This is a genomic window from Arthrobacter sp. KBS0702, assembly GCF_005937985.2.
Classification (GTDB): domain Bacteria; phylum Actinomycetota; class Actinomycetes; order Actinomycetales; family Micrococcaceae; genus Arthrobacter.
Window position 1 is genome coordinate 1,649,215 of sequence record NZ_CP042172.1, and the last position, 23,396, is coordinate 1,672,610.

General features: G+C 69.7%; 23 protein-coding genes. 8 read left to right on the top strand and 15 right to left on the bottom strand.

Annotated features, from left to right (window positions below; genetic code table 11):
• Window positions 1–81 precede the first annotated feature (81 nt).
• Window positions 82–1,848: a hypothetical protein gene (locus tag FFF93_RS07575; protein WP_138769456.1), complete on the bottom strand. Its 1,767-nt coding sequence runs from the start codon at window positions 1,846–1,848 to the stop codon at window positions 82–84.
• A gap of 490 nt (window positions 1,849–2,338) precedes the next feature.
• Between FFF93_RS07575 and hrpB the strand changes: the two genes are divergently transcribed.
• Window positions 2,339–5,062 carry an ATP-dependent helicase HrpB gene (gene hrpB / locus FFF93_RS07580; RefSeq protein ID WP_138769455.1) on the top strand — a complete coding sequence of 908 codons (2,724 nt, stop codon included), beginning with the start codon at window positions 2,339–2,341 and terminating at the stop codon, window positions 5,060–5,062.
• On the opposite strand, the gene FFF93_RS17230 is transcribed toward hrpB, so the two are convergent.
• The 5 genes from FFF93_RS17230 to FFF93_RS07605 form a co-directional block, all read right to left on the bottom strand.
• A complete protein-coding gene (locus tag FFF93_RS17230) occupies window positions 5,019–5,309 on the bottom strand; it encodes a VOC family protein (RefSeq protein WP_395858436.1) in 291 nt (96 codons plus the stop codon). The genes hrpB and FFF93_RS17230 overlap by 44 nt on opposite strands.
• The gene (locus FFF93_RS07590; RefSeq protein WP_138769454.1) at window positions 5,246–5,467 is read right to left on the bottom strand and encodes a hypothetical protein; all 222 of its coding nucleotides are present in this window, start codon (window positions 5,465–5,467) and stop codon (window positions 5,246–5,248) included. Before FFF93_RS07590 ends, FFF93_RS17230 begins: the two co-directional genes overlap by 64 nt.
• 64 nt (window positions 5,468–5,531) lie before the next feature.
• Window positions 5,532–6,458, bottom strand: a complete 927-nt coding sequence (locus FFF93_RS07595) for an amidohydrolase family protein (RefSeq protein ID WP_261375364.1) — start codon at window positions 6,456–6,458, stop codon at window positions 5,532–5,534.
• A complete protein-coding gene (locus FFF93_RS07600; RefSeq protein ID WP_138769453.1) occupies window positions 6,455–7,147 on the bottom strand; it encodes an alpha/beta family hydrolase in 693 nt (230 codons plus the stop codon). The genes FFF93_RS07595 and FFF93_RS07600 overlap by 4 nt, the downstream gene beginning before the upstream one ends.
• Window positions 7,134–7,469, bottom strand: a complete 336-nt coding sequence (locus FFF93_RS07605) for a hypothetical protein (RefSeq protein WP_138769452.1) — start codon at window positions 7,467–7,469, stop codon at window positions 7,134–7,136. The genes FFF93_RS07600 and FFF93_RS07605 overlap by 14 nt, the downstream gene beginning before the upstream one ends.
• Window positions 7,470–7,625: 156 nt before the next feature.
• On the opposite strand from FFF93_RS07605, the gene FFF93_RS07610 reads away from it, so the two are divergent.
• Genes FFF93_RS07610 through FFF93_RS07625 form a run of 4 tightly spaced genes read left to right on the top strand, consistent with a single transcriptional unit; the run spans window position 7,626 to window position 13,252 of the window.
• Complete coding sequence (locus FFF93_RS07610; protein ID WP_138769451.1) at window positions 7,626–8,909, top strand: cyclopropane-fatty-acyl-phospholipid synthase family protein; 1,284 nt, start codon at window positions 7,626–7,628, stop codon at window positions 8,907–8,909.
• On the top strand, window positions 8,909–11,458 hold the full coding sequence (locus tag FFF93_RS07615) for a cation-translocating P-type ATPase (protein WP_138769450.1): 2,550 nt from the start codon (window positions 8,909–8,911) through the stop codon (window positions 11,456–11,458). Before FFF93_RS07610 ends, FFF93_RS07615 begins: the two co-directional genes overlap by 1 nt.
• Before the next feature lie 52 nt (window positions 11,459–11,510).
• On the top strand, window positions 11,511–12,545 hold the full coding sequence (gene ligD / locus FFF93_RS07620; RefSeq protein WP_138769449.1) for a non-homologous end-joining DNA ligase: 1,035 nt from the start codon (window positions 11,511–11,513) through the stop codon (window positions 12,543–12,545).
• On the top strand, window positions 12,542–13,252 hold the full coding sequence (locus tag FFF93_RS07625) for a response regulator transcription factor (RefSeq protein WP_138769448.1): 711 nt from the start codon (window positions 12,542–12,544) through the stop codon (window positions 13,250–13,252). The genes ligD and FFF93_RS07625 overlap by 4 nt, the downstream gene beginning before the upstream one ends.
• On the opposite strand, the gene FFF93_RS07630 is transcribed toward FFF93_RS07625, so the two are convergent.
• The 4 genes from FFF93_RS07630 to FFF93_RS07645 form a co-directional block, all read right to left on the bottom strand.
• A complete protein-coding gene (locus tag FFF93_RS07630) occupies window positions 13,200–14,699 on the bottom strand; it encodes a cell wall metabolism sensor histidine kinase WalK (protein WP_138769447.1) in 1,500 nt (499 codons plus the stop codon). The genes FFF93_RS07625 and FFF93_RS07630 overlap by 53 nt on opposite strands.
• A 198-nt stretch (window positions 14,700–14,897) precedes the next feature.
• Window positions 14,898–15,647, bottom strand: coding sequence for a CDP-alcohol phosphatidyltransferase family protein (locus FFF93_RS07635; protein WP_138769446.1), 750 nt, complete (start codon window positions 15,645–15,647; stop codon window positions 14,898–14,900).
• Window positions 15,648–15,730: 83 nt separating this feature from the next.
• Window positions 15,731–16,183: a hypothetical protein gene (locus FFF93_RS07640; RefSeq protein WP_261375365.1), complete on the bottom strand. Its 453-nt coding sequence runs from the start codon at window positions 16,181–16,183 to the stop codon at window positions 15,731–15,733.
• Window positions 16,180–16,551 carry a cupredoxin domain-containing protein gene (locus tag FFF93_RS07645; protein WP_138769445.1) on the bottom strand — a complete coding sequence of 124 codons (372 nt, stop codon included), beginning with the start codon at window positions 16,549–16,551 and terminating at the stop codon, window positions 16,180–16,182. The genes FFF93_RS07640 and FFF93_RS07645 overlap by 4 nt, the downstream gene beginning before the upstream one ends.
• A gap of 274 nt (window positions 16,552–16,825) precedes the next feature.
• Here FFF93_RS07645 and FFF93_RS07650 point away from each other — a divergent pair, with 274 nt between their 5' ends.
• Both FFF93_RS07650 and FFF93_RS07655 read left to right on the top strand, forming a co-directional pair.
• A complete protein-coding gene (locus FFF93_RS07650) occupies window positions 16,826–17,503 on the top strand; it encodes a DedA family protein (RefSeq protein ID WP_138769444.1) in 678 nt (225 codons plus the stop codon).
• 427 nt (window positions 17,504–17,930) lie between these two features.
• Entirely contained in the window at window positions 17,931–18,809 is an 879-nt protein-coding gene (locus tag FFF93_RS07655; RefSeq protein WP_261375366.1) for a BTAD domain-containing putative transcriptional regulator, read from the top strand.
• Window positions 18,810–18,864: 55 nt separating this feature from the next.
• On the opposite strand, the gene FFF93_RS07660 is transcribed toward FFF93_RS07655, so the two are convergent.
• The 3 genes from FFF93_RS07660 to FFF93_RS07670 all read right to left on the bottom strand — a co-directional run bounded on the left by FFF93_RS07660 (window position 18,865) and on the right by FFF93_RS07670 (window position 21,262).
• Complete coding sequence (locus FFF93_RS07660) at window positions 18,865–20,157, bottom strand: Y-family DNA polymerase (protein ID WP_138769443.1); 1,293 nt, start codon at window positions 20,155–20,157, stop codon at window positions 18,865–18,867.
• A gap of 8 nt (window positions 20,158–20,165) precedes the next feature.
• On the bottom strand, window positions 20,166–20,597 hold the full coding sequence (locus FFF93_RS07665) for a LexA family transcriptional regulator (RefSeq protein ID WP_138769442.1): 432 nt from the start codon (window positions 20,595–20,597) through the stop codon (window positions 20,166–20,168).
• Window positions 20,598–20,671: 74 nt separating this feature from the next.
• Entirely contained in the window at window positions 20,672–21,262 is a 591-nt protein-coding gene (locus tag FFF93_RS07670; protein ID WP_261375369.1) for a DUF2975 domain-containing protein, read from the bottom strand.
• 244 nt (window positions 21,263–21,506) lie between these two features.
• Here FFF93_RS07670 and FFF93_RS07675 point away from each other — a divergent pair, with 244 nt between their 5' ends.
• Complete coding sequence (locus FFF93_RS07675) at window positions 21,507–22,211, top strand: class I SAM-dependent methyltransferase (RefSeq protein WP_138769441.1); 705 nt, start codon at window positions 21,507–21,509, stop codon at window positions 22,209–22,211.
• A gap of 185 nt (window positions 22,212–22,396) precedes the next feature.
• Here the strand turns inward: FFF93_RS07675 and FFF93_RS07685 are convergent, their stop codons facing one another.
• Window positions 22,397–22,951, bottom strand: coding sequence for a GNAT family N-acetyltransferase (locus FFF93_RS07685; protein ID WP_138769440.1), 555 nt, complete (start codon window positions 22,949–22,951; stop codon window positions 22,397–22,399).
• 62 nt (window positions 22,952–23,013) lie between these two features.
• On the bottom strand, window positions 23,014–23,328 hold the full coding sequence (locus tag FFF93_RS07690; RefSeq protein ID WP_138769439.1) for a hypothetical protein: 315 nt from the start codon (window positions 23,326–23,328) through the stop codon (window positions 23,014–23,016).
• Window positions 23,329–23,396 lie beyond the last annotated feature (68 nt).

The following is a 23,396-nucleotide window of genomic DNA, read 5'->3' on the forward strand; positions in this document are numbered from 1 at the left end:
CGACACGGCAACGGAGTCCGGGGCGGACTATTCCGCCCCGGACTCCGTCACATCGCCTCGCAGCGCGTCACCACGCCGCGGCTACCGCACGACCGCCCCGCCGGTTGCGGTCCAGGTAATCGAACCGCCCTGGAAATTCTGGGCGAAGCCGCCGTTGCCGGTGGAATAGATGTCCGTGGTGGGGTAGCCGAGCCGGCCGCTTTCGAAGCCCAGGGCGGCCCAGGCGGTGCGGATGGCACCGGAGGTGGAGTGGGCGCCGGTGGCAGCGGTCCAGTAGATGGATCCGCGCTGGAAGGCTTGGGCGAAGCCGCCGTTGGGATAGCCGCCCAGTTCGTTCGTCACCGGGTAGCCGAGCACGCCGCGTTCGAAGCCCTGGGCCCCCCAGGCGGTGCGGATCGCACCGGAGGTCGAGTGGGCGCCTGTCCCCGCGGTCCAATAGATCGACCCGTTCTGGAACGCCTGGGCGAAGCCGCCATTGACATAGCCGCTCAGTTCGTCCGTGACCGGATAGCCGAGGCGTCCACGCTCGAAGCCCAGCGCCCCCCAGAGGTCCCGGATCGCCCCGGAGGTGGAGTGCGCCCCGGTCGCGGCGGTCCAGTAGATCGAGCCGTGCTGGAAGCCCTGGGCGAAGCCGCCGTTGGGGTAGCCGCTCAGTTCGTCCGTGACGGGGTAGCCGAGTCGGCCCTGTTCATAGCCCAGCGCCCCCCACGCGGTCCGGATGGCGCCGGAGGTGGAGTGTGCCCCGGTTGCCGCGGTCCAGTAGATCGAGCCGTGCTGGAAGGCCTGGGCGAAGCCGCCGTTGGGGTAGCTGAGCAGATCCGTCAGGGGATAGCCAAGCCGGCCTGCTTCGAAGCCGAGCGCGGCCCAGGCGGCCCGGATTGCTCCGGAGGTTGCGTGCGCCCCCGTGCCGGCGGTCCAGTAGATGACGCCGTAACGGAAGACCTGGTAGCAGCCGCTGTTGACGAGGCCGCAGGTGACCGGTCCCGTCGCCGGCCCGAGGGCCGGATTCGCGGCCGCCGCCGCCTGGATCGCCGTCACCGCCGCGGGCGGCACGCCGGGACCGGGCGCGGGGCCCGGGTCGCCACCGGGGCCGGGAATCGGTCCCGGCGTTCCCGCTGTGCTCTTGACGATGACGTCGTCCGCGTAGATCTCGCCCTTTTGCTGGTCGTGCTCGGCGCCAAGCTGCACCGCCGACACCGTCGTGGCACTCGTCACGAGGGTGGTCTTTGCGTAGACGGACCTGCCGTCAAACCAGATTTCGACGCCGGTCGCGGTGCCATTGGGGACAACATGCATGGCCAGATGGTGCCAGGTGCCGAGATCGACTTTGTTGACCAAGGTGGCGTAGCCAAAGGTTCCGGCCGGCGAAGTGATCCGCAGCGACAGTTCACCGGTGACGTTTCCGCGGAAGACGTCCATAAACCGCAGATTGCCTTCGAAGAAGCGGAAGAACGGAACGTTGTTGCCCGGCACGCCTTCAGAGGCGATGTTGAACCAGCCATCCGCGTAGGCTTCGGTTGCGCCGGCTTTGATGGGGGCCTGGATGTTGGCGATGGAACCGCTGGTCGAGGTGGCGTGGATGTAGACCGCGCAGGCACCGGCGTGGGCCGAAGCGGACGACACACCCACCGTAGCGTCGCCGGCGACAAAGGGAGTGAACCCGGTCAGGTCGCCGGATTCAAAGTTGGAGGCCACGGCGACGGTGCCGGGAAAACTGTTGGTGGGGAGCGGGGTGGACGGTTGGCAGGTGGGCGGTGCGGCGACCGCCGCCCCTCCGGTGAAGGCTGCAACGCCAAACAGCGGAAGGGTGAGCGCCACTGCGGCGCCCAATCGGTAGAGACTTCTCATGCTGTCCTCGAAACGTCGGCGACGATAAATGCTCAAAATGGTTCCAGGGAGGCGTTTGCTCCCGAACTCTCAGCCGCCACCGGCGGCCGTTCCCGGGCCCCGGCCCGAGGCCGCGACAGTTCGCGGCAGGGCGTGGCCGACGTCGTCGGTTTCGTTGCTGGTCTAAGTAAAGGGAACGGTGGCTGGCTGACGGGCAATAGACCCTGCGCCGGGCGTTATTCCGTGAGGAGTTGTCTGGTCGCGCACATTGAGAGACCTGCCTTCGACTGAGAATTACTCGATGCCCCGACCCTAGAAGCGCGGATTTTCGCGGACAAGCGTATCTGTTACTCGAATTACTGCGGCGACCACTCCTTCGCTACTTGGAACCCGGTCCCGGGACCTCCGCACCGAGTGAAGCCGCTCAGAAAAGACGCTCGGGAAAGCCGTCCGGGGGCCCGGGGTCACGGAGCGCACCAGACCGCGAGCCGTTCGCGGGGACAATGGAGGGGTGACTTCAACCCCCACCGCCCACGAATCAGCGCGCAGGCCTTTCGACCTCGAGACGATTGGAGCCGGCCTCGTGTTTGCCGGCTCGCTGGGCACCCTTGGGGACGTGCTGCATGCGGGGGAATCTTCCGGCGCTGCGGTGGTAGAAGCACCGCCGGGAACCGGCAAAACCACGCTGGTACCCCCACTGCTGGCCAACCTCGCCCTGCAGCGCGGCGGCGGCAGCGCCCCGCCGCGCATCGTGGTGACCCAGCCCCGCCGCGTCGCAGCGCGCTCCGCGGCCCGGCGCCTCGCCGAGCTGGACGGCAGCAAGCTCGGCGGCCGGGTCGGCTACACGGTCCGTGGAGACCGTCAAGCAGGCCCCGGAACCTGGATCGAGTTCGTGACGCCCGGCATCCTGCTGCGCCGGTTGCTGGCCGATCCGGGCCTGGACGGAACCGGCGCGGTGGTGCTCGACGAGGTCCACGAACGCGGCCTGGAGACCGACCTGCTGCTCGGTATGCTCGCGGAGGTCCGCCAGCTGCGGGGGGACCTCACCCTCGTCGCGATGTCGGCAACCCTGGACGCGCCCCGTTTTGCCGCCCTGCTGGGGGACACCCCGCACCGCGACACCCCGCCCGGGGACGCCCTGCACCATGCAGCAGCAGCGGCGCCCGTCGTGGGCTGCGCGTCGGCACTTTACCCGCTGGAAATCCAGTGGGTGCCCGCCCCGGGTCCCCGCCTCGACGCCCGCGGCGTGACACGGATTTTCCTGGACCACGTAGCGGACACGGCCGCGCACGCGCATGCCGCGGCGCTCGCCGGCGGAGAGGACGTCGACGCACTGGTCTTCGTTCCGGGGGCCCGGGAGGTCTCCCACGTCGCTGCCCGGTTGCGCGGCCGGGTGGGGGCGGAGGTGCTGGAATTGCACGGCCAGGCCGGCGCCGACGCGCAGGACCGTGCCGTGTCCGGCCGCCGGCCCGGCGACCCCCCGCGGATCATCGTCTCCACCGCGCTCGCCGAATCCTCGCTGACCGTTCCGGGCGTCCGTCTGGTGGTCGATTCCGGCCTGTCCCGCGAGCCGCGCCGGGACTCCGGGCGCGGTATGACAGGCCTGGTCACGGTCTCGTGCTCGCGGGCCTCCGCTGACCAGCGCGCCGGACGGGCCGCCCGCCAGGGCCCCGGCCGGGTGGTGCGCTGCTACGACCAGAAAAGCTACGGCGCGGCCCCGGCGCACCAGACCCCGGAGATCGCCGTCGCCGACCTCACGGCCGCAGCCCTGGTCCTGGCCTGCTGGGGTTCCCCCGGGGGCCGCGGGCTGGCGCTCCCGGACGCCCCGCCCAAGGCGGCGATGGACGAGGCCGTCGACGTGCTGCGGGAACTCGGCGCCGTCGGACCCGCCGGCCTCGCCACGGACCTGGGCAAAACGCTGGCCCGGGTCCCCGCTGACCCGCGGCTCGCTCGTGCGTTGCTGGACGGCTCGTCCGCCGTCGGGATCCGCGCCGCCGCGGAAGCCGTCGCCGTCGTCGCCGGCGGCCAGCGCGCCCCCGGCGCGGATTTGCCCGGACTCCTGCACGCGCTGCGTTCCGGCCGGGACCCCGGCTCCCGGCGCTGGGCCGACGACGTACGGCGGATGGAGGCAATCGCGCGCGCTGAGGAGTGCGGCAGCGCGGCCGCACCGGCGCCGGGAGTGGCCCCGGGCAGTGCGGAGGCTACCGGGTTCGTCGTCGCCCTTGCCTTCCCGGACCGGGTGGCCCGCCGCGTCCCGGGCTCGGCGGAGCGGTACCTGCTCTCGTCCGGCACGCGGGCCGGACTTCCCGCCGGGAGCCGCCTCTCCGGGCACGAGTGGCTGGCCGTGGCCGAGGTCTCACGCGCCGAAGGGCACGACGCGGCCGGCACCGGCGCCGTCATCCGGTCGGCCGCGCCGCTGACGGCGGAAGCCGGGGAAGCCGCGGCCAGCCAGCTGCTCAGCGACACGGTGGAGGCGGCGTTCGGCCAAGGCAAGGTCACGGCCCGCCGGGAGCGCCGCCTGGGCGCGATCGTGCTCTCCTCGACTCCCGTACGGCCGACCGCGGCGGAAGGCCGCACCGCGGTGTCGCGCGCCTTGGAGCGGGCGGGGCTGAAGGCGATCGGTTGGTCCCCGGCCGCGGACGCCCTGCGCCGCCGCCTTGCCCTGCTGCACCGTGAACTCGGCGAGCCGTGGCCCGACATGTCCGAGCCGGCCCTGCTGGCACGGCTGGACGAATGGCTGGCACCCGAGCTCGAGGCCCTGGCCGCCGGGGCGCCCACCAGCGGCATCAGCCTGGCCGAGCCGCTGCGGCGGCTGTTGCCCTGGCCCGAAGCGGCCCGGCTGGGGGAGCTGGCGCCGGAGACGCTGGCGGTGCCGAGCGGCTCGCGGATCCGCATCGACTACCCCGACGCCGGGGACGACGACGGCCGGCCGGTGGTGGCGGTCAAGCTGCAGGAGTGTTTCGGCTGGGACCAGACGCCGCGCCTGGTGGAGGGTCGGGTGCCGGTGCTCTTTCACCTGCTCTCGCCGGCCAGGCGGCCGCTCGCTGTGACCGACGACCTGGCGTCCTTCTGGGCCGGCCCCTACGCGCAGGTACGGGCGGAGATGCGCGGACGCTACCCGAAGCACCCCTGGCCGGAGGACCCGTGGACCGCGCCCGCGACGGCGAAGGTCAAAAGCCGGATGTCACCGATCAAGGGGGCGGCGCGTCAGTCCTGCGGGAGGCCTGGTTCGTAGGTCCCGGCGCTCCACTCCCGCCACTGGGGTCCAGCACCCGCGCCCGCCGGGCGCCCCACGCCGTGCTTTCGGGCTCGATGACGCTGGTGGCGCCAGCGGCTACGGCCCTGCGGTAGAAATCGTCGACGTCGTCCAGCAGCAGGTACAGGCCCTGGCCCGTGGACTGGCCGAGCAGGCCGGCCGCTACCCGGCCTCGGCCCCGTCCCAGGCCACGTGGACCCAGCGCTGGCCTTCGCCGTCCCAGGATTCCGAGTGGCCGAGCAGGGCCAGGTCCTGGAAGCTGACGTCGATCCCGTCGCGCTGCAGCTCGTCGCGGAGTTCGCTGGTGGCCTCGCGGACCGCTGTTACTACGGCATCGGGATTGTCGGATTCAACGCGCCGGGAGGATTCGTATGGTTTGCTCATGGGCACCATCTTTCAGCCTCGGAGCCGTTATGGGAACCACCCGCCGGAAGCGGAGCAGCGGGGATCAGTTGCCGATCAGGCGTTCCCCGTTGACCCAGCAGACCGCACGCAGCCAGTCGTCGTCGAGCCGTGGCTCCTTGTCGCGGAGCCGTTCGAGGGACTCCAGCTGATGCGCGTACGGGTACGGGATGTTGGGAAAGTCGCTGCCGAGCACGATCCGGTCCGCATACTCCGCGAGCTTTGGCAGCAGCCGCACAGGGAACGGGGCCGCCTCTTCGAAGAAGTCGGTAAACGCCATCGTGGTGTCGAGATGGACGTGCGGGTACTTTTCGGCCAGGGCCAGGAACTCGCCATACTCCGGGGTGCCCAGATGCGCGACCACGGCGGTCAGCCCGGGATGCCGGCGCAGCACGCCCTCGAGCTTGTCCGGGCCGGTGAACCCGGCCCGCGGGACCGGGCCGCTGCCCACATGCACCACCACGGGGATGGCCGCCTCCGCAAGCAGTCCCCAGACCGGGTCCAGGACCGGTTCGCGCAGGTCGAAGCCGCCCACCTGGGCGTGGATCTTGAAGACCTTCGCGCCCCGGTCGAGGGCTGATGCGACCTGCCCCAGCACGCCGTCCTCCGGGTAGAAGGTGGCGCTGGGCACGCAGTCCGGCTCCGCCGCGGCGAGATCCAGGGCAAAATCCGTGAGGTCTGCGGCCATCCCGGGCCGGTGCGCGTAGGCGAGGGCGGTGAAGCGGCGGACCCCCAGCGCCCGAAGCTGGGCCAGCCTGCTGTCCTGGTCCGTGCGGTAGGTGATCGGCCAGGGCCGGCCCACCAGCGGTCCGGCCTCGTCGAAATGCGCCCAGACCCGCCGCAGCATCCGCTCGGGGAGGAAATGTGTGTGGATATCGATCAGACCCGGCAGTCCCAGCCGCTGCCACCAGGCCGGGACATCGCTGTCCCGCAGCGGTCCCGGCCGCCCGTTGCGGGTTTCCGGCCAGGTCACGGCGTGCCCTCATCTGACCGGTCCTCGCTGTGCCGCCGAATGAACTCCGCCACAGCGGGTGCCAGGCTCGCACCGACCTCCTCCGGCGCCCGCTTCGTCCCGGCCACGGCGAAGGAATGGTCGCCCCCTTCACACCACTGCAGCGTCGCGGCGGGGCCGATGCGCGCCACCACGGACTCCAGCAGCGCCGGGGTAGCGAAGGTGTCGCGGCTGCCCTGGAGGAACAGCATCGGCAGGCTCAGCCCGTAGAGGTGCTCGTCGCGCAGTTTCTCGGGCTTCCCCGGGGGATGCAGCGGATAGCCCAGGTACACCAGCCCCGCCGCGGGCATGCCCTCCGCCACCGCCATCGACGCCATCCGGCCGCCGAAGGACTTGCCGCCAGCCCACAGTGGCTCGCCGTCGGAGCGGGCGGCGGCAGCCTCCATGACGGCGCGCCAAGCCGCGATCGCCGCCGGCGGCCGGTCCGGAAACTTCCGTCCCGCCTCGCGGTACGGGAAGTTGAAGCGCAGCGTGGCGACGCCGTCGCCGTTCAGGGCGGCAGTGAAGCCGCGCAGGAACGGGTGCTCCATCCCGGCGCCCGCGCCGTGGGCCACGACCAGCGTCGCGACGGGGCTGGCGGGCCGGGCATAGACGCCCGAGACCATGGAGCCGCCGACGTCGATGCTGAGCGGAAGCTCAGCGGCGGGCATGCAGGATTCCGCGCAGCGTCAAACCCGCGGCGCAGACCACCGGGGCCAGGCCCACCAGCAGGGCGATGGGGTTGGGCCGGAACACGATGCAGCCTCCCTGGCTGCGGGCGTAGACCCCGAGGGGCAGGACAAAGCCGCCGCCCCCGCCGCCGGCCCCCGCCGGTGCGTCGTCGGAGGCGGGCGCGCTGCCCCCGCCGAAACCGAAGGAGACCAGCGCCACGGGGATGAGTTCCTCGCCGCCGAGTTGCACGGCGTCGCCGTACGCGCGGGACACCCCGACAGTCCTGAACGCGTCCACGAGGGACGAAAAAGCCTCAGCCATGTCAGCCACCCTAACCAGCGGCCACGGCGAGCACCAGTACCGGCACCCGAACAGTCGCCCGCGCCTGCGCTTAAGGGACGTCCGGCCCCTGTTCGGGCGCCCCGGTTGCCAATAGATTGGGGCTGGGGCAAGCCACGCGCAGAGAGGAAAAGAAGCATGTCGACCACTGCTGGGGCCGCGACGCGGCTGGCCGGGGCGTTGGCCATTGTGCTCGGCACCAAGGACATCCCGCTCCGGCTGCGCGCCTGGGACGGTTCGGAAGCCGGGCCCGCCGGGGCGCCGCTGCTGGTGTTCCACTCGCGCCGGGCGCTGCGGCGGATCCTCTACTCGCCCGGGCAACTGGGCCTGAGCCGGGCCTACGTGGCCGGTGACATCGAGGCCCCGGGCGACATCTTCGCCAGCTTCGCGGCCCTTAGTTCGGCGGGCAAATTCGCCGAACCAGGGCCGTTCCGCCGGACCACGGCGCGGGAACTCTGGACCCTCGCCACGGCGGCGGTCCGGCTCGGCGCCCTGGGGCCCAACCCGGCGCCGCCGCCGGAAGAAACCCGCGTGGCACGCAAGGGCCGCCGCCACTCCCGGAAACGCGATGCCGCCGCCATCTCGCACCACTACGACGTCGGCAACCGCTTCTATTCGCTCGTTCTCGGGCCGTCGCTGGTGTACTCCTGCGCCGTCTGGGAGAGCCCGGAAACCGGCCTGGAGGCGGCCCAGGAGGCCAAACTCGACCTGGTGTGCCGCAAGCTCGGCCTCCGGCCCGGGATGCGGGTCCTGGACGTCGGCTGCGGCTGGGGCAGCTTCGCCCTGCACGCCGCGCAACGCTACGGCGCCGACGTCGTCGGAGTCACGCTCTCTGCCGAGCAAGCGGAACTTGCGCGCAAGCGGGTCGCGGAGGCGGGCCTGACGGACCGAGTGGAGATCCGGATCCAGGACTACCGTGACGTGGACGACGGCCCGTTTGATGCGATCAGCTCCATAGGCATGTCCGAGCACGTGGGCCGCGAACAGATCGGCCACTACGTCTCCCGCCTGCACGGGCTGCTCCGTCCCGGCGGCCGGCTGTTGAACCACGCCATTTCCTGGAATGCCGGCCCCACCGACCCGGATCCGAATTCCTTCATTCCGCGCTACGTCTTCCCGGACGGGGAGATGCTCAGCTTGGCAGAGATGGTCGGCGCCCTGGAGGGCGGCGGCCTGGAAGTGCTTGACGTCGAGGCCCTGCGCCCGCACTACGCGTTGACGCTGCGGGCCTGGGTGCAGAACCTGGAAACCCACTGGGACGAGGCCGTGCAGGCCAGCAGCCTGGGCCGGGCCCGGGTCTGGCGGCTTTACATGGCCGCCAGCGCCCTGGGATTCGAAGCCGGAACCACGGGAGTCAACCAGGTCCTGGTGCAACGCGCCGGGGGAGCCGCACCCCCGCTGCGCCGAACCGCCTGGCTCTGATGGCACCGGAACCCGGCGCTGCCGTCGCGGAGGGGCTTTCCTCGGCGGAGGCGGCCCGGCGGCTGGCCGCGGAGGGGCCGAACGAGCTGCCGACCGCCAAACCGCGGAACCTCCTGCAGCAGGCCTGGGCCGTGATCCGACAGCCCATGCTGCTGCTCCTGCTGGGCGCCGGTACGGTGAACTTCCTGCTCGCCGAACCGCTCGACGGCGTACTGCTGATGTCCTTCGTGGTCGTGGTGATCGGTATTTCCATCTACCAGGAGCGCAAGACGGAGAACGCCCTCGCGGCGCTGCGGGACCTCTCCTCGCCGCGGGCCCTCGTGCTCCGTGACGGGGAACAGGTGCGCATCGCCGGACGTGACGTTGTGCGCGGGGACATCGCGTTGCTGTCCGAGGGGGACCGGGTACCGGCCGACGCGGTGCTGCTGGAGGCCCGCAACTTCTCGGTGGACGAGTCCGCCCTGACGGGGGAGTCCGTCCCCGTGCGCAAAGCGCCGGGCCCGGCCGGCACTGCCGAGGAGGCGATGGGCCGACCCGGCGGAGACGCGACGCCCTGGGTCTTCTCGGGCACGCTGGTGGTGAAGGGCCACGGCCTGGCCTGCGTCAAAGCGGTCGGTGCGGGAACGGAACTGGGCCGGATCGGCTCCGCGCTGCGGTCGATCGAGGATGAACCCACGCCGCTCCAGCGCGAAATCGACCGGCTGGTCCGGTACCTGGCCGTGTTCGGACTCGCGGCCGCCGTCGTCGTCGTGACGGTGTACGGGCTGACCCGCGGAAACTGGCTGGAGGGCCTGTTGGCCGGGATCGCGACCGCGATGGCGATGCTCCCCGAGGAGTTCCCGGTGGTGCTCACCGTGTTCCTGGCCCTCGGGGCCTGGCGGATGTCGCAAAAACACGTCCTGACCCGGCGGTCACCGGTTATTGAAGCCCTCGGTTCGGCGACCGTCATCTGCGTCGACAAGACCGGCACCCTGACGCTGAACAGCATGACCGTGCGCCAACTGGTGGTCGGTGCTTCGAGCCACACCCTTGACGACGGACCGCTGCCGGAGGCCTTCCACACGATCGCAGAATTCGGTGTGCTCGCCTCCCCGGTGGACCCCTTCGACCCGATGGACAAGGCGTTCAAGGCCGTGGGTGCCCGGTACCTCAACGGCTCCGGACATCTGCACGCCGACTGGGAACTAATCCGGGAATACCCGCTCTCCGAGGGCCTGCTCGCCCTGTCACACGTCTGGCGCGCCCCCGACGGAAGCCACTACGTCGTGGCCGCCAAGGGCGCCCCGGAAGCGATCGCCACACTGTGCCGCCTTGACCCCGACCAGCGCGCAGTCCTGATGGCAGAGGTGGAGGCGGCCACCGCCAGCGGCCAGCGCGTCCTGGCCGTGGCGCGCGCAACGTTTGACCGCGCCGGGCGCCTGCCGGCACAGCAGGCCGATTTCGCCTTCGAGTACCTGGGCCTCGTCGGTCTCCACGATCCGCTGCGGCCCGGCGCGGCCGACGCCGTCGCGGCCTGCGCCCGCGCCGGAGTCCGCACCGTGATGATTACCGGAGACTACCCCGGTACCGCCCTGGCGATCGCCCGCGAGATCGGCCTGGACCATGGGGCCGGCGTCATCACCGGTCCCGAGCTGGAGGCCATCACGGACGACGAACTCGCCCGGCGCATCCGGACCGTCAGTGTCTTCGCCCGGATGGTACCGGAGCAGAAACTGCGGCTCATCCGCGCCCTGAAAGCCAACGCCGAAGTAGTCGGCATGACCGGCGACGGCGTCAACGACGCGCCTGCCCTCCGCGCTGCGGACATCGGCATTGCGATGGGCGCACGCGGCACCGACGTGGCCCGCGAGTCCGCCGACCTAGTCATCACCGACGACGACTTCAGCTCGATCGCTGGCGGAATCCGCCAGGGCCGCGGCATTTTCGACAACCTGCGCAAGGCCCTCGCGTACACCATCGCCGTGCACGTCCCGATCGTCGGCATGTCCCTGCTGCCCGTCTTCGTCAGCGAGTGGCCGCTGGTGCTGCTGCCGGTCCAGATCGCGTTCCTCGAACTCATCATCGACCCGGCCTGCTCCGTGGTCTTCGAAGCCGAGGAGATCGACCCGGCGATCATGGACCAGCCGCCGCGCGAGGCCGGCCAGGGGATCTTCGGCCGCCGGGTGCTGACCATCGCCGCCTGCCAGGGGCTCTCCGTGCTCGCGGCCGTCGTCGGCGTCTACCTCTGGAGCCTCGCCGCCGGGCGGCCCGACGATGTGATCCGCTCAATCTCGTTCGCCACCCTCGTCACCGGTAACCTGTCGCTGATCCTGGTGAACCGGTCCTGGCGGCTGCCGGTCTGGCGCACGTTCCGCGAGCGCCGCAACCGCACGCTGAAGTGGGTGGTCGGCGGCGCGGCCCTGCTGTTGGTGGTGCTGCTCAGCGTCCCCGGGCTGCGCGGTGCCTTCAATTTGGGCCCGCTCGCGGCGGGCGACTGGCTGCTGGCCATCCTGGCGGGGGCCGCCGGCGTCGCGTGGTTTGAAATCTACAAGACCCTCCGCCGCTCCTGACGCCGCGGGTGCCTCCCTTTCACTGGGCAGCGCCCCGGGGTAGCTTGTCCTCATGGCGCGGGAAGAAACAACGGTCTCCGTGGAGGGGCCGGATGGCAGCAGGGAACTCAGGATCTCAAGTCCCAGCAGGCTGCTCTGGCCCGAGGCTGGCCTGAGCAAGCTGGACCTGGCGCATTACATGATCGCCGTGGGGGATGCCTTCCTGGCCGCGAACGGCGACCGGCCGATCACCCTCCAGCGGTTCTCCGGCAACGTCGACGGCGAACAGTTCTTCTCGAAGAACCCGCCCAAGGGCGCCCCGGACTTCGTCCGTGCTGTGGACGTGGTCTATCCGAGCGGCCGCTCCCACCCCCAGCTGGTGATCGATGAAATTGCCGCCGCCGTCTGGGCCGTGCAGATGAACACCGTGGTCTTCCACCCCTGGGCATCGAGGGCCGGGAACCCGGACAACCCGGACCAGCTGCGGATCGACCTTGATCCGCAGCCAGGCACCGGGTTCCAGGACGCCGTGCCCGCCGCCCGGGAACTGCGCAAAGTGCTGGCCGAGGCGGGGCTCACGGCCTTCATCAAGACCTCCGGCAACCGCGGGCTGCACGTCTTCGCACCGATTGAGCCGACGCATGAGTTCCTCGAAGTGCGGCACGCTGTCATCGCCGCCGCGCGCGAACTCGAACGCCGGATGCCGGAACAGGTCACCACCGCGTGGTGGAAGGAGGAACGCGGCACCCGGGTCTTCGTCGACTTCAACCAGGCCAACCGCGACCGCACCATCGCGGGGGCCTACAGCCCGCGGGCGCTGCCCGCCGCCACCGTCTCCTGCCCGCTGGAGTGGGACGAGCTGGACGACGCGGACCCGGTGCAGTTCACCGTCGCCACCGTGCCGGGGCGGCTGCAGGCCACCGGGGACCCGTGGGCCGGCATGCACGCCAGCCCGGGCTCCATCGGGCCGCTGCTCGGGTGGTGGGAGCGCGACCTGGCCGCGGGCCTTGGCGAACTTCCCTTCCCGCCTGACTTTCCAAAGATGCCGGGCGAACCGCCGCGGGTGCAGCCCAGCCGGGCCCGCAGCAAGGATCCGGGGCAGCCGTGAGAGTCCTGATGGTGGAGGACGAAGTGGCGCTGGCGGAGACGGTCCGGCGCGGCCTGAGCAACGAGGGATTCGTGGTCGACGTCACGCACGACGGCGTGAGCGGACTTTCCGCGGCCGTCGAGAACAGCTACGACGTGATCCTGTTGGACCTGATGCTGCCGCTCAAGAACGGCTACGACGTGCTGCGCGAACTGCGGGAACGCAGTGTGTGGACGCCGGTGCTGATGCTCACCGCGAAGGACGGCGAATATGACGAGACCGACGCTTTCGATCTGGGTGCCGACGACTACCTCACGAAGCCGTTCAGCTTTATGGTGCTGGTGGCGCGGGTCCGGGCGCTGGTGCGGCGGGGTGCTCCCGAGCGGCCGGTGGTGTTGACGTTGGGAACCCTCACCTTGGACCCGGTCACCCGGGCCGTGCGCCGCGGGGACTCAGCCATCAGCCTCACAGCACGCGAATACGGCCTCTTGCAGTACCTGATGCGCCGCCACGACCAGGTGGTCTCCAAGGCCGAGATCCTCGACAACGTATGGGATCCGGCCTTTGACGGCGGCGACAACGTGGTGGAGGTCTACATCGGCTATTTGCGGCGCAAGATCGATGTCCCGTTCGGCGTCCAAAGCCTGGCGACGGTCCGCGGCATGGGTTATCTGCTCAGCGCCGACCGGAGCGCAGCGGCCGGGGCTTCTCGGCAGCGTGGGGCATAACGGCGGGCGAGGCGGTGTCCTGCTGGGCGGGGAAGGTCATTTCGAAGCGGCACCCGCCCGTAGGGCTTTCCGTGGCCCGGATGGCGCCATGGTGGGCTGCCATGATTCCTGCGGCGATGGCTAGGCCGAGTCCGCTGCCGCCGCCCTCGCGGGACCGGCTCTGATCAAGCCGGACGAACCGCTGGAAAACCCGGTCCCGGTCAGCGGCGGGGATCGGATCGCCGTCGTTGTCCACGGTCAGTACTGCCCCGTCCGCCTCGGTGCGGAGGGTGACCGTGATCCGGGAGGTGGCGTGCCGGTCGGCGTTGTCCAACACGTTGCGGAGCACCTGGCCGACCCGCCGGGCGTCCCCGGTGATCCGCGCCGGGCTGAGCCGCGCCGTCACCTTGTGGGTACTGGTGGACTGCAGCCGGCGGACCTCCTGGTCCACGACGTCGTCCAGGTCCACGTCGGCGTTCTCGATGCGCAGGCCCCCGTCATTGGCTTTGGCAAGCGTCAGCAGATCCTCCACGAGGTAACGCATCCGGGCGGTTTCCCCGGCCAGGACGGCCTTCATCTGGTTCCAGGTCGCGCCGCTCGGATCGGCCGAGGCGATCTCGACGCCGGCACTCAGGGTGGCGAGCGGGCTGCGCAGTTCGTGGCTGGCGTCTGAGACGAAGCGCCGCTGCTCCCGGTCCGCCGCCTGCAGCCGGTCCAGCATCATGTTCATGGTCACGGCCAGTGCCTGGATTTCATCGTGCGTGGGCGGCACATCCACCCGGCCGTCGAGGCGCTGGCCATTGATCCGCGCCACCTGGCCGCGGATCCGCTCGACCTGGCGCAGGGAACGCCCCACGAGCAGCCAGACCGAGACCCCCACGACCGCGAGCAGCAACGGCGTGGCACCAAAGATGAACCACGCCACCGTGGCCAGCGTGTCCGCCTGGAGCTGGATGGTCGAGGCGACGATCACCGTGTAGGCAGTCGCTCCTACCTGGGCGCCGGTGGCCACCACGAGGAAATCGTCCCCGCCGTCGACGCCGGGCAGGCTGCTCACCTCTTCGGTCAGGGTCCGGCCCGGCGGGGGACGCAGGGCCGTCAGCGGGACCCTTTCCACGGCCTGGTCGGAGGCTGCGGCGACGGCTCCTGCGGGGTCCAGGATCTGCACGACCTGCCCGGCGTGCGCGGTGGCGAAGAGGTACTCGCCGGCGTCGGCGATGTTCTGGTCCTCGACCTGGGCGATGACGTCGTGGGCCTTGCGTCGTGCCGCGGATTCCGTGGAGGCGCTCAGCGAGGTCTCCAACAGCCCCAGGAGCACCACGCTGCCCAGCAGGAGCGCGAGGGCGACGACGGCGACGGCGACGGCCGTCGAACGCTTCCGCAGGCCCCAGGTCGCGGTGCCCCGGGGTGGGCGGGTCCGGCCGCGCCCAGCGTCCGCGGTCCCATCCACAGGCGCGTCGTCTTCCATGATCCAAGAATGGTGCAACTCGGGGTCCGCGACAACTGTTCAGCCGGCCGGATCGTCCTCAGGGTCCTCTCAGGTGCAATGGGCGACAGTGGAGGCAGGCCCCGTTGTACTCCGACACCAAAGATCCCGGCCGCGCACTCTCCTCAACCAGTGCGCGGCCGGACACATGTCCGGCGTCCGTGTGGGGGCACCTTCCGTTCAACTGCCGAGGGTGCCTGCGGTTCCGGCGGCCACAGGCTCCGCAGGGCCCCTCCGTTCCAGCACGGCGACGTCGCGGCCGAACGAGAACAGCAGCAGGGCAAGGGCCGCGAACAGGACGCCTGCCGCCGGAACCGCCGGAATGCCGGGCGTCAGCGCCAGCAACAAGGTGCACGGCTGGAAAGCGCCGATTGCCTTGCGGGCCCGGGAGGGCGGAAGCGTCTTCCTCAAGGCCGGGCGAAACCGGCCGGCGGCGGCAAAAGCGTAGTACAGCAGGCCGATCAGGAGCACCCACGGCCCGACGACCGCCGCGGCGGCGCAGGACAGCACGAGCGTCAGCGCCGCATCCGTTTCGGTGTCCAGCCGCGCGCCGGCGTCGGAGGCGGAGCGGGTGCGCCGTGCCACCGGGCCATCGACGGCGTCCAGCGCCATCGCCATGGCACCGAGGAGGACCAGGAGGGTGGCCGGGAGTTGCCAGCCCAGGAGGCCTGTGACGGTCAGCACCGCACAGCAGGCCGTCAGTACGGCCCGGACCAGGGTGACGCGGTCAGCCGGGCTGCACACCCGGGGCTTGCGTTGCAGGATGGACCCGGCCGTGAGGAGCAAGACCGTGGCGCCGGCGCCGACGGCCAGGACCCCGGAGATCGGGGCGGGGGCGTGGAGGGAGGCGAGCCATCCACCCGCGACGAAGTAAGCGGCCGCGGCGGCCGCCACGTCGGCCGTCGCACGGCGGGGTGTTCTCTTTGGCATCGGCACCTCGCCCCCATGCTAACAACGAGCCGTTCGTGACGGAGTCGGACACGGGACAGGCGCGTGACGGACGCCGGCGGCCGTCAGCGCACCGGCCGGCGGCGGGGAGTCCGCCGCGTCCGTGCCAGGCCGATGCCGGCGAGGACTGCCCCGGCGCCCTCGGCGACGGCGCTTGCTGCCTTCTCGAAGTACCAGACGGGCTCGTACATGGCCGGGAACGGGCCGAAGGCGGGCAGGTCCACGTAGCGGTAGAACACGACGGCGGCGAAGGCGCTGAGCGCCACGAGCAGGGCGAAGGCGTAGGCGGCCCGGCTGCCGCGAAGCAGCACGGCGAGGGCGGCCAACGCGGCCGCGGCGGATTCGAGCAGGAACAGGGTCCCCTGGCCGATGCCTTGCGGGGATCCGGCCTGGTAACCGGGGGCGAGATGGATGTGCACCCCGGCGTCCACGAGCAGGGCCGCCGCCGTAAGCGCCCGCAGGCCGAGGTCCCGGGCCCGTCCCCGGTCCAGTGCGCCGCGGCTGATTGGCACGCTCACCTGACCGTCAGCGTTCCGTGCATATTGGGGTGGTAGCGGCAGTGATAGGCGTACGTTCCGGGTTTGGACGGTGCGGTGAACGTGGCCGTGCCGCCGCTGCCTTTGACCTCGACGTCGAACGCCGAGCCGTCATCGGCGCTGACGGTGTGCTCAGCGCTGTCCATGTTCGTCACGGTCAGTGCGGCTCCGGCGGGGACCACCAGCGGCGCCCCGTAGCCGAAGTCGCGGATGGTGATGGCCGTCGCCGCGCTTGCTGAGGTGGCGCTTGCGGCAGGGGAGGCAGTTGATCCGCCTCCCGGGGCGCAACCTGCCGCTCCCAGCAGGACCGCCGCCAGCAGCAGCGTGACGCGTGCATTTCCTGTGTTCATGGCGCAAACCCCTTGTCCCGGCGCGACCCGGTTGGTGGCTCTGGCGTTTCGTGGCTTTGGAGTTTCGTGGCTCTGGCAGTGAAGCTGCCTGATCCAATTTTCCTCCCGGTGCGGGCAAATGACACCTCCCTGTGGCGCCCGACCGTGACCGAAGATCTTCCGGGGCGCCGGGCGTCGGCGTCGGGGCGTCTGGGGGCCGGGTGGCCGGGTGTGGCGGGAGAGGGTGTGGCAGGGTAGTGGATGACCCGAGTCCTGCCGCGCCCGAGGAGTCCGAATGATGTCCGTGCCCGTCTTGGTGCCGATAACTGCCCAGTCGCAGGATCTGACCGGAATCGTCGGGTTTGCGGCCCGCGCCATCGATGCCCTGGGGGAATGGGGCGTCGGGCTGTTTACCCTGGCAGAAACAGTCTTCCCGCCGATCCCCAGCGAGGTCATCCTGCCGCTGGCCGGATTCCTCACCCGCCAGGGTTCCATGAACCTGCTCCTCGTTTTCCTCACCAGTACCCTCGGCGCCTACGTAGGGGCGTTGCTGCTCTATTGGCTCGGCGCCCGCCTGGGGCTGGAGCGGTCCATCCGCTGGCTGTCCCGGCTGCCACTGGTAGACCGCGAGGATTTCGAGAAGGCCGCGCACTGGTTTGACCGCCACGGCAAGCCCGCGATCTTTTTCGGCCGGCTGATCCCCGGGGTGCGCAGCCTGATCAGCCTTCCTGCCGGTGCCCAGAAAATGAACATGCTCAGCTTCAGCCTCTTCACGGTAGCCGGGAGCGGGCTGTGGAACGGGCTCCTGATCGGCCTGGGCGCCGTGCTCGGAGCCCAGTATGAGCTGATCGAGCAATACTCGCGGTATCTTAATTACGCCGTCTACGTCGCCATCGCCGCCCTGGTGGCTTGGTTTGTCGCCAGGGCCCTGCGTCGGCGGAAATCAGGCAGCAGCACCTCGGCAGGCAAATAGGGCCGCCGTCCCCCTTCCCTTTCCGGGCCCGCGGCTGCGCTCCGGCTACGTGATTGGCGAGTCTGCGAAAGTTGCAGGTGAGGTTCCGCGAATACTTGAAGCGGCCCTGTTTCCCTGGTCGGCCTACTTGGCCCGGAGCGCGATTACTTACATATCTGCTCCCGCGCTTACTCAACGGTACTGGCCCCGGTACCCGTCTTTCATTCCCCCGAAAATCGGGTAGTTTCCCTGCTTGTTGCCCAATGTTCATCGTGTCACGGTGGCTTTATGGGGTCGGCTAGAACAGGGGTTTCAGCCCGCACTGTTCCGTCTCTACTTCGGCCTTTGAATGACGCGATTTAAATCGTTTTACCTGGGGAAATCGGAGAACATCGTGAACAATTTGCCGGGAGCAACACCATCGATATCCGTTCGACTCTTTGGATCATTGGAAATCCGCCGCGACGGCATGGCGCTCACCGCCGCGGATCTGGGCGGGTGCAAACCCCGGCACATTCTTGAGATTCTCCTGCTGAATCTGGGCACCCCGGTCTCCAAAACCCGCCTGATCGAAATCCTCTGGGGTCCAAGTGCCAGCGACGGGGCCGTGGCCACCCTGGAGAGCTACGTCAGCGGCATCCGCCGCGCGATTCAGCCGGGACAGACCAAGACAGGGCCGCTCCGCACCGCCAACAGCGGATATGTGCTGGATCCGCAGCTCGTGGACTTGGACCTTTCCCGCTTCCGCAGCCTGCTCCGCGCCGCAAACCTTGCGGCGCCGGCCGATGCGTATCCGCTCCTGCTCGAGGCGCTGGAACTCTCCGCCGAGCCGCTCCTCGGATTCGAACTCGTTGCCGACTGGGCCGAAGAGGCCCGCGCGCGCCACGCCGCCGAACGTGTCGCTGCGATGATCTTCGCTGCCGAGACTGCATCCTTCCTGGAACGGTACGACGAGGCCATCCGCTGGGCGCAGGTCGCTATCCGGGCGGAGCCGCTCAATGAGCGGGCGTGGACGGTTCTGGTGACGGCGTACGAACTTGCCGGACTGCCGGTCGAGGGCCTGTCAGCCTATGACCGTTGCCGCCGCCTCTTTGACCGCGACTTGGCTTGCTCGCCGGGTCCTGCCCTCCAGGCGGTGCATCTGAGGCTCCTCCGGCAGCGTGCAGAGGCAAACACTGAACTCTCCGAAGTGCTCGCGGCCCTGCTCTTCCTCGGCGAGAGGCTGCAGGGTGCCGGACCGCAACGCCTGGCGTCCGACGACCGGCTGCATGAGAACGCCGGGCGGATTCTGGATTCATTTCTCCAGCGGGTCCGCGCGGCCGTCTGACGGGCGACGAACCCCGCGCCACAGACCGCGCGGCGCGCACGGCGGCGGGCAGCCGTCAGCCCGCCCTCACCACGGGAAGCTCGTCCCAGTGCGTCGTGTAGCGCGGCGACAGCATGTCGCGCTTCATCGTCCAGTCCGGGCCGCCGCGGATTCCGGCGTGACCCAGGCCAATGGAACCCCGGCCGTATTTGCGGCTGACCTCTTCCAGCAGCGGACCGATGCCGCGTTCCTCGTGGGGGTTCTCAAAGACAGCCAGCGGCGCCTGGCGGGCCGTCGGGCGCAGGTCCGTGACCATGATGCCGGCCCGCGCGTACTTCATGCCGCCGTCGATCCGGGGGAGCAGGGCATAGGACGCCCGGGCCAGCAGCACCGGATCCGCGGTGGGCATTGGCAGCCGAACACAGACCGAGGGATGCGAGCTGTCCCGGGGGTTGTAGTAGGACGTAGCAGCGAAGGCGGTAAGGACAGACGCCTGCAGCTCGTGCCTGGCGAGCCTGGCGCTGGCTTGCTGCGCATAAACGCCGAGGACCTGGCGCATTCCGGCCGCCGTGCTGATCGGGGTGGCGAAAGACCGGCTGACGATCAGCTGGTCTCGGCCGACGCGCTCCTCTTCAAGCGGGATGCACGGTGTGCCCTGGAGCTCCAGGACGGTGCGCATCAGCACCACCGAGAAGCGGTCCCTGATTCTGATCGGGTCCGCCCGGGCCAGGTCCAGTACGCTTCGGATGCCCATTCCGTTGAGGCGCTTGGTGAGCCGGGTGGCGACACCCCAGAGCTCGATCACGGACAGGCGGGCCATCAGGTGATCCCGCCTGTCCGCGGGAACGGAGTCCCAATGGCAGACGCCGTCAAAGTCCGGGTTGTGCTTGGCCCACTTGTTGGCCAGCTTCGCAAGGGTCTTGGTGCCGGCGATGCCCACGCAGACTGGAACGCCGACGTTCCGGCGTACCGCCGTCTTCATGGCGTGGCCGAGCCGCAGCAGCTCCTCCGGAGCGCCCCGTACGCCAAGGAATGCCTCGTCGATGCTGTACACCTCTAACCAGGCCGAATACCGCCCCAGGAGCTCCATCACACGGGCGCTGATGTCCCCGTAGAGCTCGTAGTTACTGGACTTGGCCACCAGCCCCCACTCCTTGGCCCGCGGGGCGATCTTGAACCAGGGTTCTCCGAGGGGGATGCCAAGGGCCTTGGCTTCGGGCGAGCGGGTGACCGCGCAACCGTCGTTGTTCGACAGCACCACCACAGGACGGCCCTCCAGCGAGGGGTCGAAGGCCCGTTCGGCGCTGGCGTAGAAGCAGTTGACGTCCACGAGGGCGATGCTGCCGCGGCCTGCCTGGGTTTCAGGCATGCAGCGGCTCAGACATGGTGGAGGCACCGGGTGGCGACGCCCCAGATGACGAGGTCGGCGAGGGCGGGCACCCGGATGTCGGGGTAGCGCGGGTTGTCCGCCTGCAGGACCACCCCGCGAGCCGTCAGGCGGAGGCGCTTGACGGTGAGTTCGCCGTCGAGGACGGCGACGACGACGCTCCCGTCGCGGGGTTCCAGCGCCCGGTTGACGATAAGTTCGTCGCCGTCGCTGATGCCGGCGCCCTCCATCGAGTCCCCGGACACCCTCACCACGTAGGTGCTGGTGATGTCCTTGATGAGGTGTTCATTGAGGTCGATCCTGCCGTCAAAGTAGTCCTGGGCCGGCGACGGATAGCCTGCGGCGACCGGCACCGGCGAGATCAGCACCGACAGTAGGGAAGAGCCCGCATCTATCACGCGCGGCCCGATGATTACGCCCACAACACACCCTTATTCGAACATATCTTCGAATCCAAGTGTAGCCCCGCGGACTGACAATGAACCGACCTTGCCTGTCAGCTGTGCGAAAAATACCGAGTTGCCGGCCTGGTCCCCAGGAAAAGTAGGAGAGCGCCTGCCGCGATGAGAGCGCCGAATCCTCCAGCGATGAGACCAAGCATCACCCCCGGGGTCGTGTACCCCCACGCGTTCAGTGCGATGAAAGCTGCCACAACGAGCGAGATGAAGGCGAGGAGGCAACCAAGCATTGCGCGCAGCAATGGGCCGGACAATGTATTGAGCCTGTGTTCGCTGGCCCTGATAACAAGCCGCAGTCCAATGACGGCCATGGCCTGCCAGCAGGCAATCGCGCACACTCCCCACATGATGGCGGGGACCGCGAGGGGCTCGACCTCCGGGAAGGCGGCAACCCCGCGCGCCACCGCTGCGGGCAGAAGCCACCCCTGCGCGCACACGGATAGGACCAGCAGGCTGACAAGCGCTGCCGTCAGCGCGAACGCGGTTCTACGGACCATCTCTTTCTCCTGCCGTTCTTTCTCCTGCCGCAGTTGGGTGCCGAACCGGGCCCCTGCCGTCCAAAGCTTTCGGTGAGTCAACCACGCCAGCTCAGGCTTGTCGATAAGGAGCAGATCGACCGACTCGCCCACGCCGGCACGTCCGGGCCCGCCGCCCGGGGTAGTGCGGTACATCCCGGAATAGCGCTCCGCGTGGGGGCCTTCACCGGCGGCGTCCCTGCAGGCCATCTGCGATGCACTGAACGGGATCGCACCCTCCTGGATGAGGCATTAAAGCCGCTGGGCGTGCCCTGAGGTGGTGTTGAAAGACGTGTCCGGCTTGCTAGGGTCAACCCTAATTGTCCCGCCCGTGAGACTTCGCCCGAAGGGAAAAGCCGTGAAAGCCGACCACTATGACAGCTTCGCCGAGAGCTACGCCGCAGAGAACGAGGCCAGCCTGCTGAACGCCTACTACGAGCGGCCCGCGATGATCGCGCTCGCCGGCGACGTCGACGGCCACCGGGTCCTGGACGCAGGGTGCGGCTCCGGCCCCCTGTCCGCGGCGTTGAGCGCGAAGGGCGCGATCATGACCGGCTTCGACGCCAGCCCCGCGATGCTGGAATTGGCAAGACAGCGGTTGGGCGCAACCGCGGACCTGCACCTGGCCGACCTCAGCAAGCCGCTCCCGTTCGCCGATGACTCCTTCGACGACGTCGTCTCCTCCCTGGTCCTGCACTATCTGGAGGACTGGTCGGCACCGCTCGCCGAACTGCGTCGCGTGCTCAAGCCGGGCGGTCGACTGATCCTGTCGGTCAACCACCCGACCGTCAGCGTGGTCACCCAACCAGCCGAGGACTACTTCGTCATCCGGGAGTACTCGGAGGATTACGAGTTCGACGGCGAGCCGGCGGTCCTGACCTTCTGGCACCGGCCGCTCAACGCTATGTTCAACGCTTTCACGTCGGCGGGGTACCGCGTCGCCACCGTGAGCGAACCCGAACCGGCTCCCGACACTCCGCGCGAACTCCTTCCGCCGCGCATCCTCAGCGGCGAGAAGTCGGCGTTCCTGTCCTTCATCTTCTTCGTCCTCGAAGCAGACTAGCTCGCCCCTGGACCCGCTCCGCCCGGTGGCGCCCTTGGATCTGGCATGGGGACGAAAGACGCCCCGATGCGGCTAGCCCGTGGCGCTGGCGCAGGACCTTCATGGCCGAGTTCGCTACTGGCCGGCACACCCGGGAAAACTTGCGACGGACATGGGACAACCCGACGCGGCCGCCGGCCGGCGGCTCACGCGCTGGTCGACGTCGTCCGGGGCGCGCCCGTTGAGGGTGTGTCGATCCAGTAGCGGCGCTTGCCGTTGCGGCTGTCCTCGTAGACGCCGCCGTTCTTTTCGATAGTCGCCCGCGAGCCGGCATTGTCCTCATCGCAGGTGAGCAGGACCGGCGCGATTCCGAGGTCCCGGGCAATCGGCAGGGCATCTGCCAGCGCCGCCGCCGCGTGGCCGCGGCGCCTCGCGGAAGGCCTCACGCTGTAGCCGATGTGGCCACCCTCGTTGAGAAGGAAATCGTTCAGTACGTGCCTGATGGCAAGTGAGCCGAGGAACGTGCCACCGTCCATGATCCACAAATACGTGCAGGGCACATAGCCCGGCTTCCGTGGGCTCTCGGGCAGCGCGTCCAGGAGGAGGGCCTCCACAAAGCGACCGAACGACTCCGCGTTCCGGAGCTCTTCCAAGGACCAGTCTTCCGCGCCCCCGCCGTCCCGGTGGGCGCCGTCGAACTCCGCGGATGCTTCCAACCAGGTGGAGTGGTAGCGGACGTCCGGAGCGATGAGGTGAGGCATCCCAAGAGCCTAGTCGACGACGCTGCGGTTCCAGGCCATCGGCCCTGGTGCCACGCAGGCACCTACAGCACGGCGCCGTTTCCGTGGGGGACCCGCGTGTGCAGATACCGGTTGGACGGCGGAAGCCACATCAGTACGGTCCCGGCCATGACGGCCAGGTACGCCCACAGCGGTTCCGGGGTGGCGGCGGAGGCGACGGCGGCCGAGACGACGCCGGCCACCGCGGTTAGAGCAGTCCGGGCCATTCGGAGGCGGTACAGCATCAGGATCGGGAGGCCCATGGCGATGGCCGTGTAGGCGGCCAGTACGGCCAGGGTGCTGGACCCGAGCCAGCCGGAGTCCCTAACCTCTGCCGGCACGAACAGCGAGGGGACCAAGATCCCAGGCCCGGTCCACGCGCCGGGGACGAGCCAGCACAGCACACCTAGCAGCAGGGGGAGCGGCG

Bases quoted from the DNA above. Each gene is read 5' to 3' on its own strand.
- FFF93_RS07575 (WP_138769456.1), bottom strand. From the start codon at position 1,848: ATGAGAAGTCTCTACCGATTGGGCGCCGCAGTGGCGCTCACCCTTCCG.
- FFF93_RS07590 (WP_138769454.1), bottom strand. From the start codon at position 5,467: ATGAGCAAACCATACGAATCCTCCCGGCGCGTTGAATCCGACAATCCC.
- FFF93_RS07600 (WP_138769453.1), bottom strand. From the start codon at position 7,147: ATGCCCGCCGCTGAGCTTCCGCTCAGCATCGACGTCGGCGGCTCCATG.
- FFF93_RS07605 (WP_138769452.1), bottom strand. From the start codon at position 7,469: ATGGCTGAGGCTTTTTCGTCCCTCGTGGACGCGTTCAGGACTGTCGGG.
- FFF93_RS07610 (WP_138769451.1), top strand. From the start codon at position 7,626: ATGTCGACCACTGCTGGGGCCGCGACGCGGCTGGCCGGGGCGTTGGCC.
- FFF93_RS07615 (WP_138769450.1), top strand. From the start codon at position 8,909: ATGGCACCGGAACCCGGCGCTGCCGTCGCGGAGGGGCTTTCCTCGGCG.
- ligD (WP_138769449.1), top strand. From the start codon at position 11,511: ATGGCGCGGGAAGAAACAACGGTCTCCGTGGAGGGGCCGGATGGCAGC.
- FFF93_RS07630 (WP_138769447.1), bottom strand. From the start codon at position 14,699: ATGGAAGACGACGCGCCTGTGGATGGGACCGCGGACGCTGGGCGCGGC.
- FFF93_RS07635 (WP_138769446.1), bottom strand. From the start codon at position 15,647: ATGCCAAAGAGAACACCCCGCCGTGCGACGGCCGACGTGGCGGCCGCC.
- FFF93_RS07645 (WP_138769445.1), bottom strand. From the start codon at position 16,551: ATGAACACAGGAAATGCACGCGTCACGCTGCTGCTGGCGGCGGTCCTG.
- FFF93_RS07650 (WP_138769444.1), top strand. From the start codon at position 16,826: ATGATGTCCGTGCCCGTCTTGGTGCCGATAACTGCCCAGTCGCAGGAT.
- FFF93_RS07660 (WP_138769443.1), bottom strand. From the start codon at position 20,157: ATGCCTGAAACCCAGGCAGGCCGCGGCAGCATCGCCCTCGTGGACGTC.
- FFF93_RS07685 (WP_138769440.1), bottom strand. From the start codon at position 22,951: ATGCCTCACCTCATCGCTCCGGACGTCCGCTACCACTCCACCTGGTTG.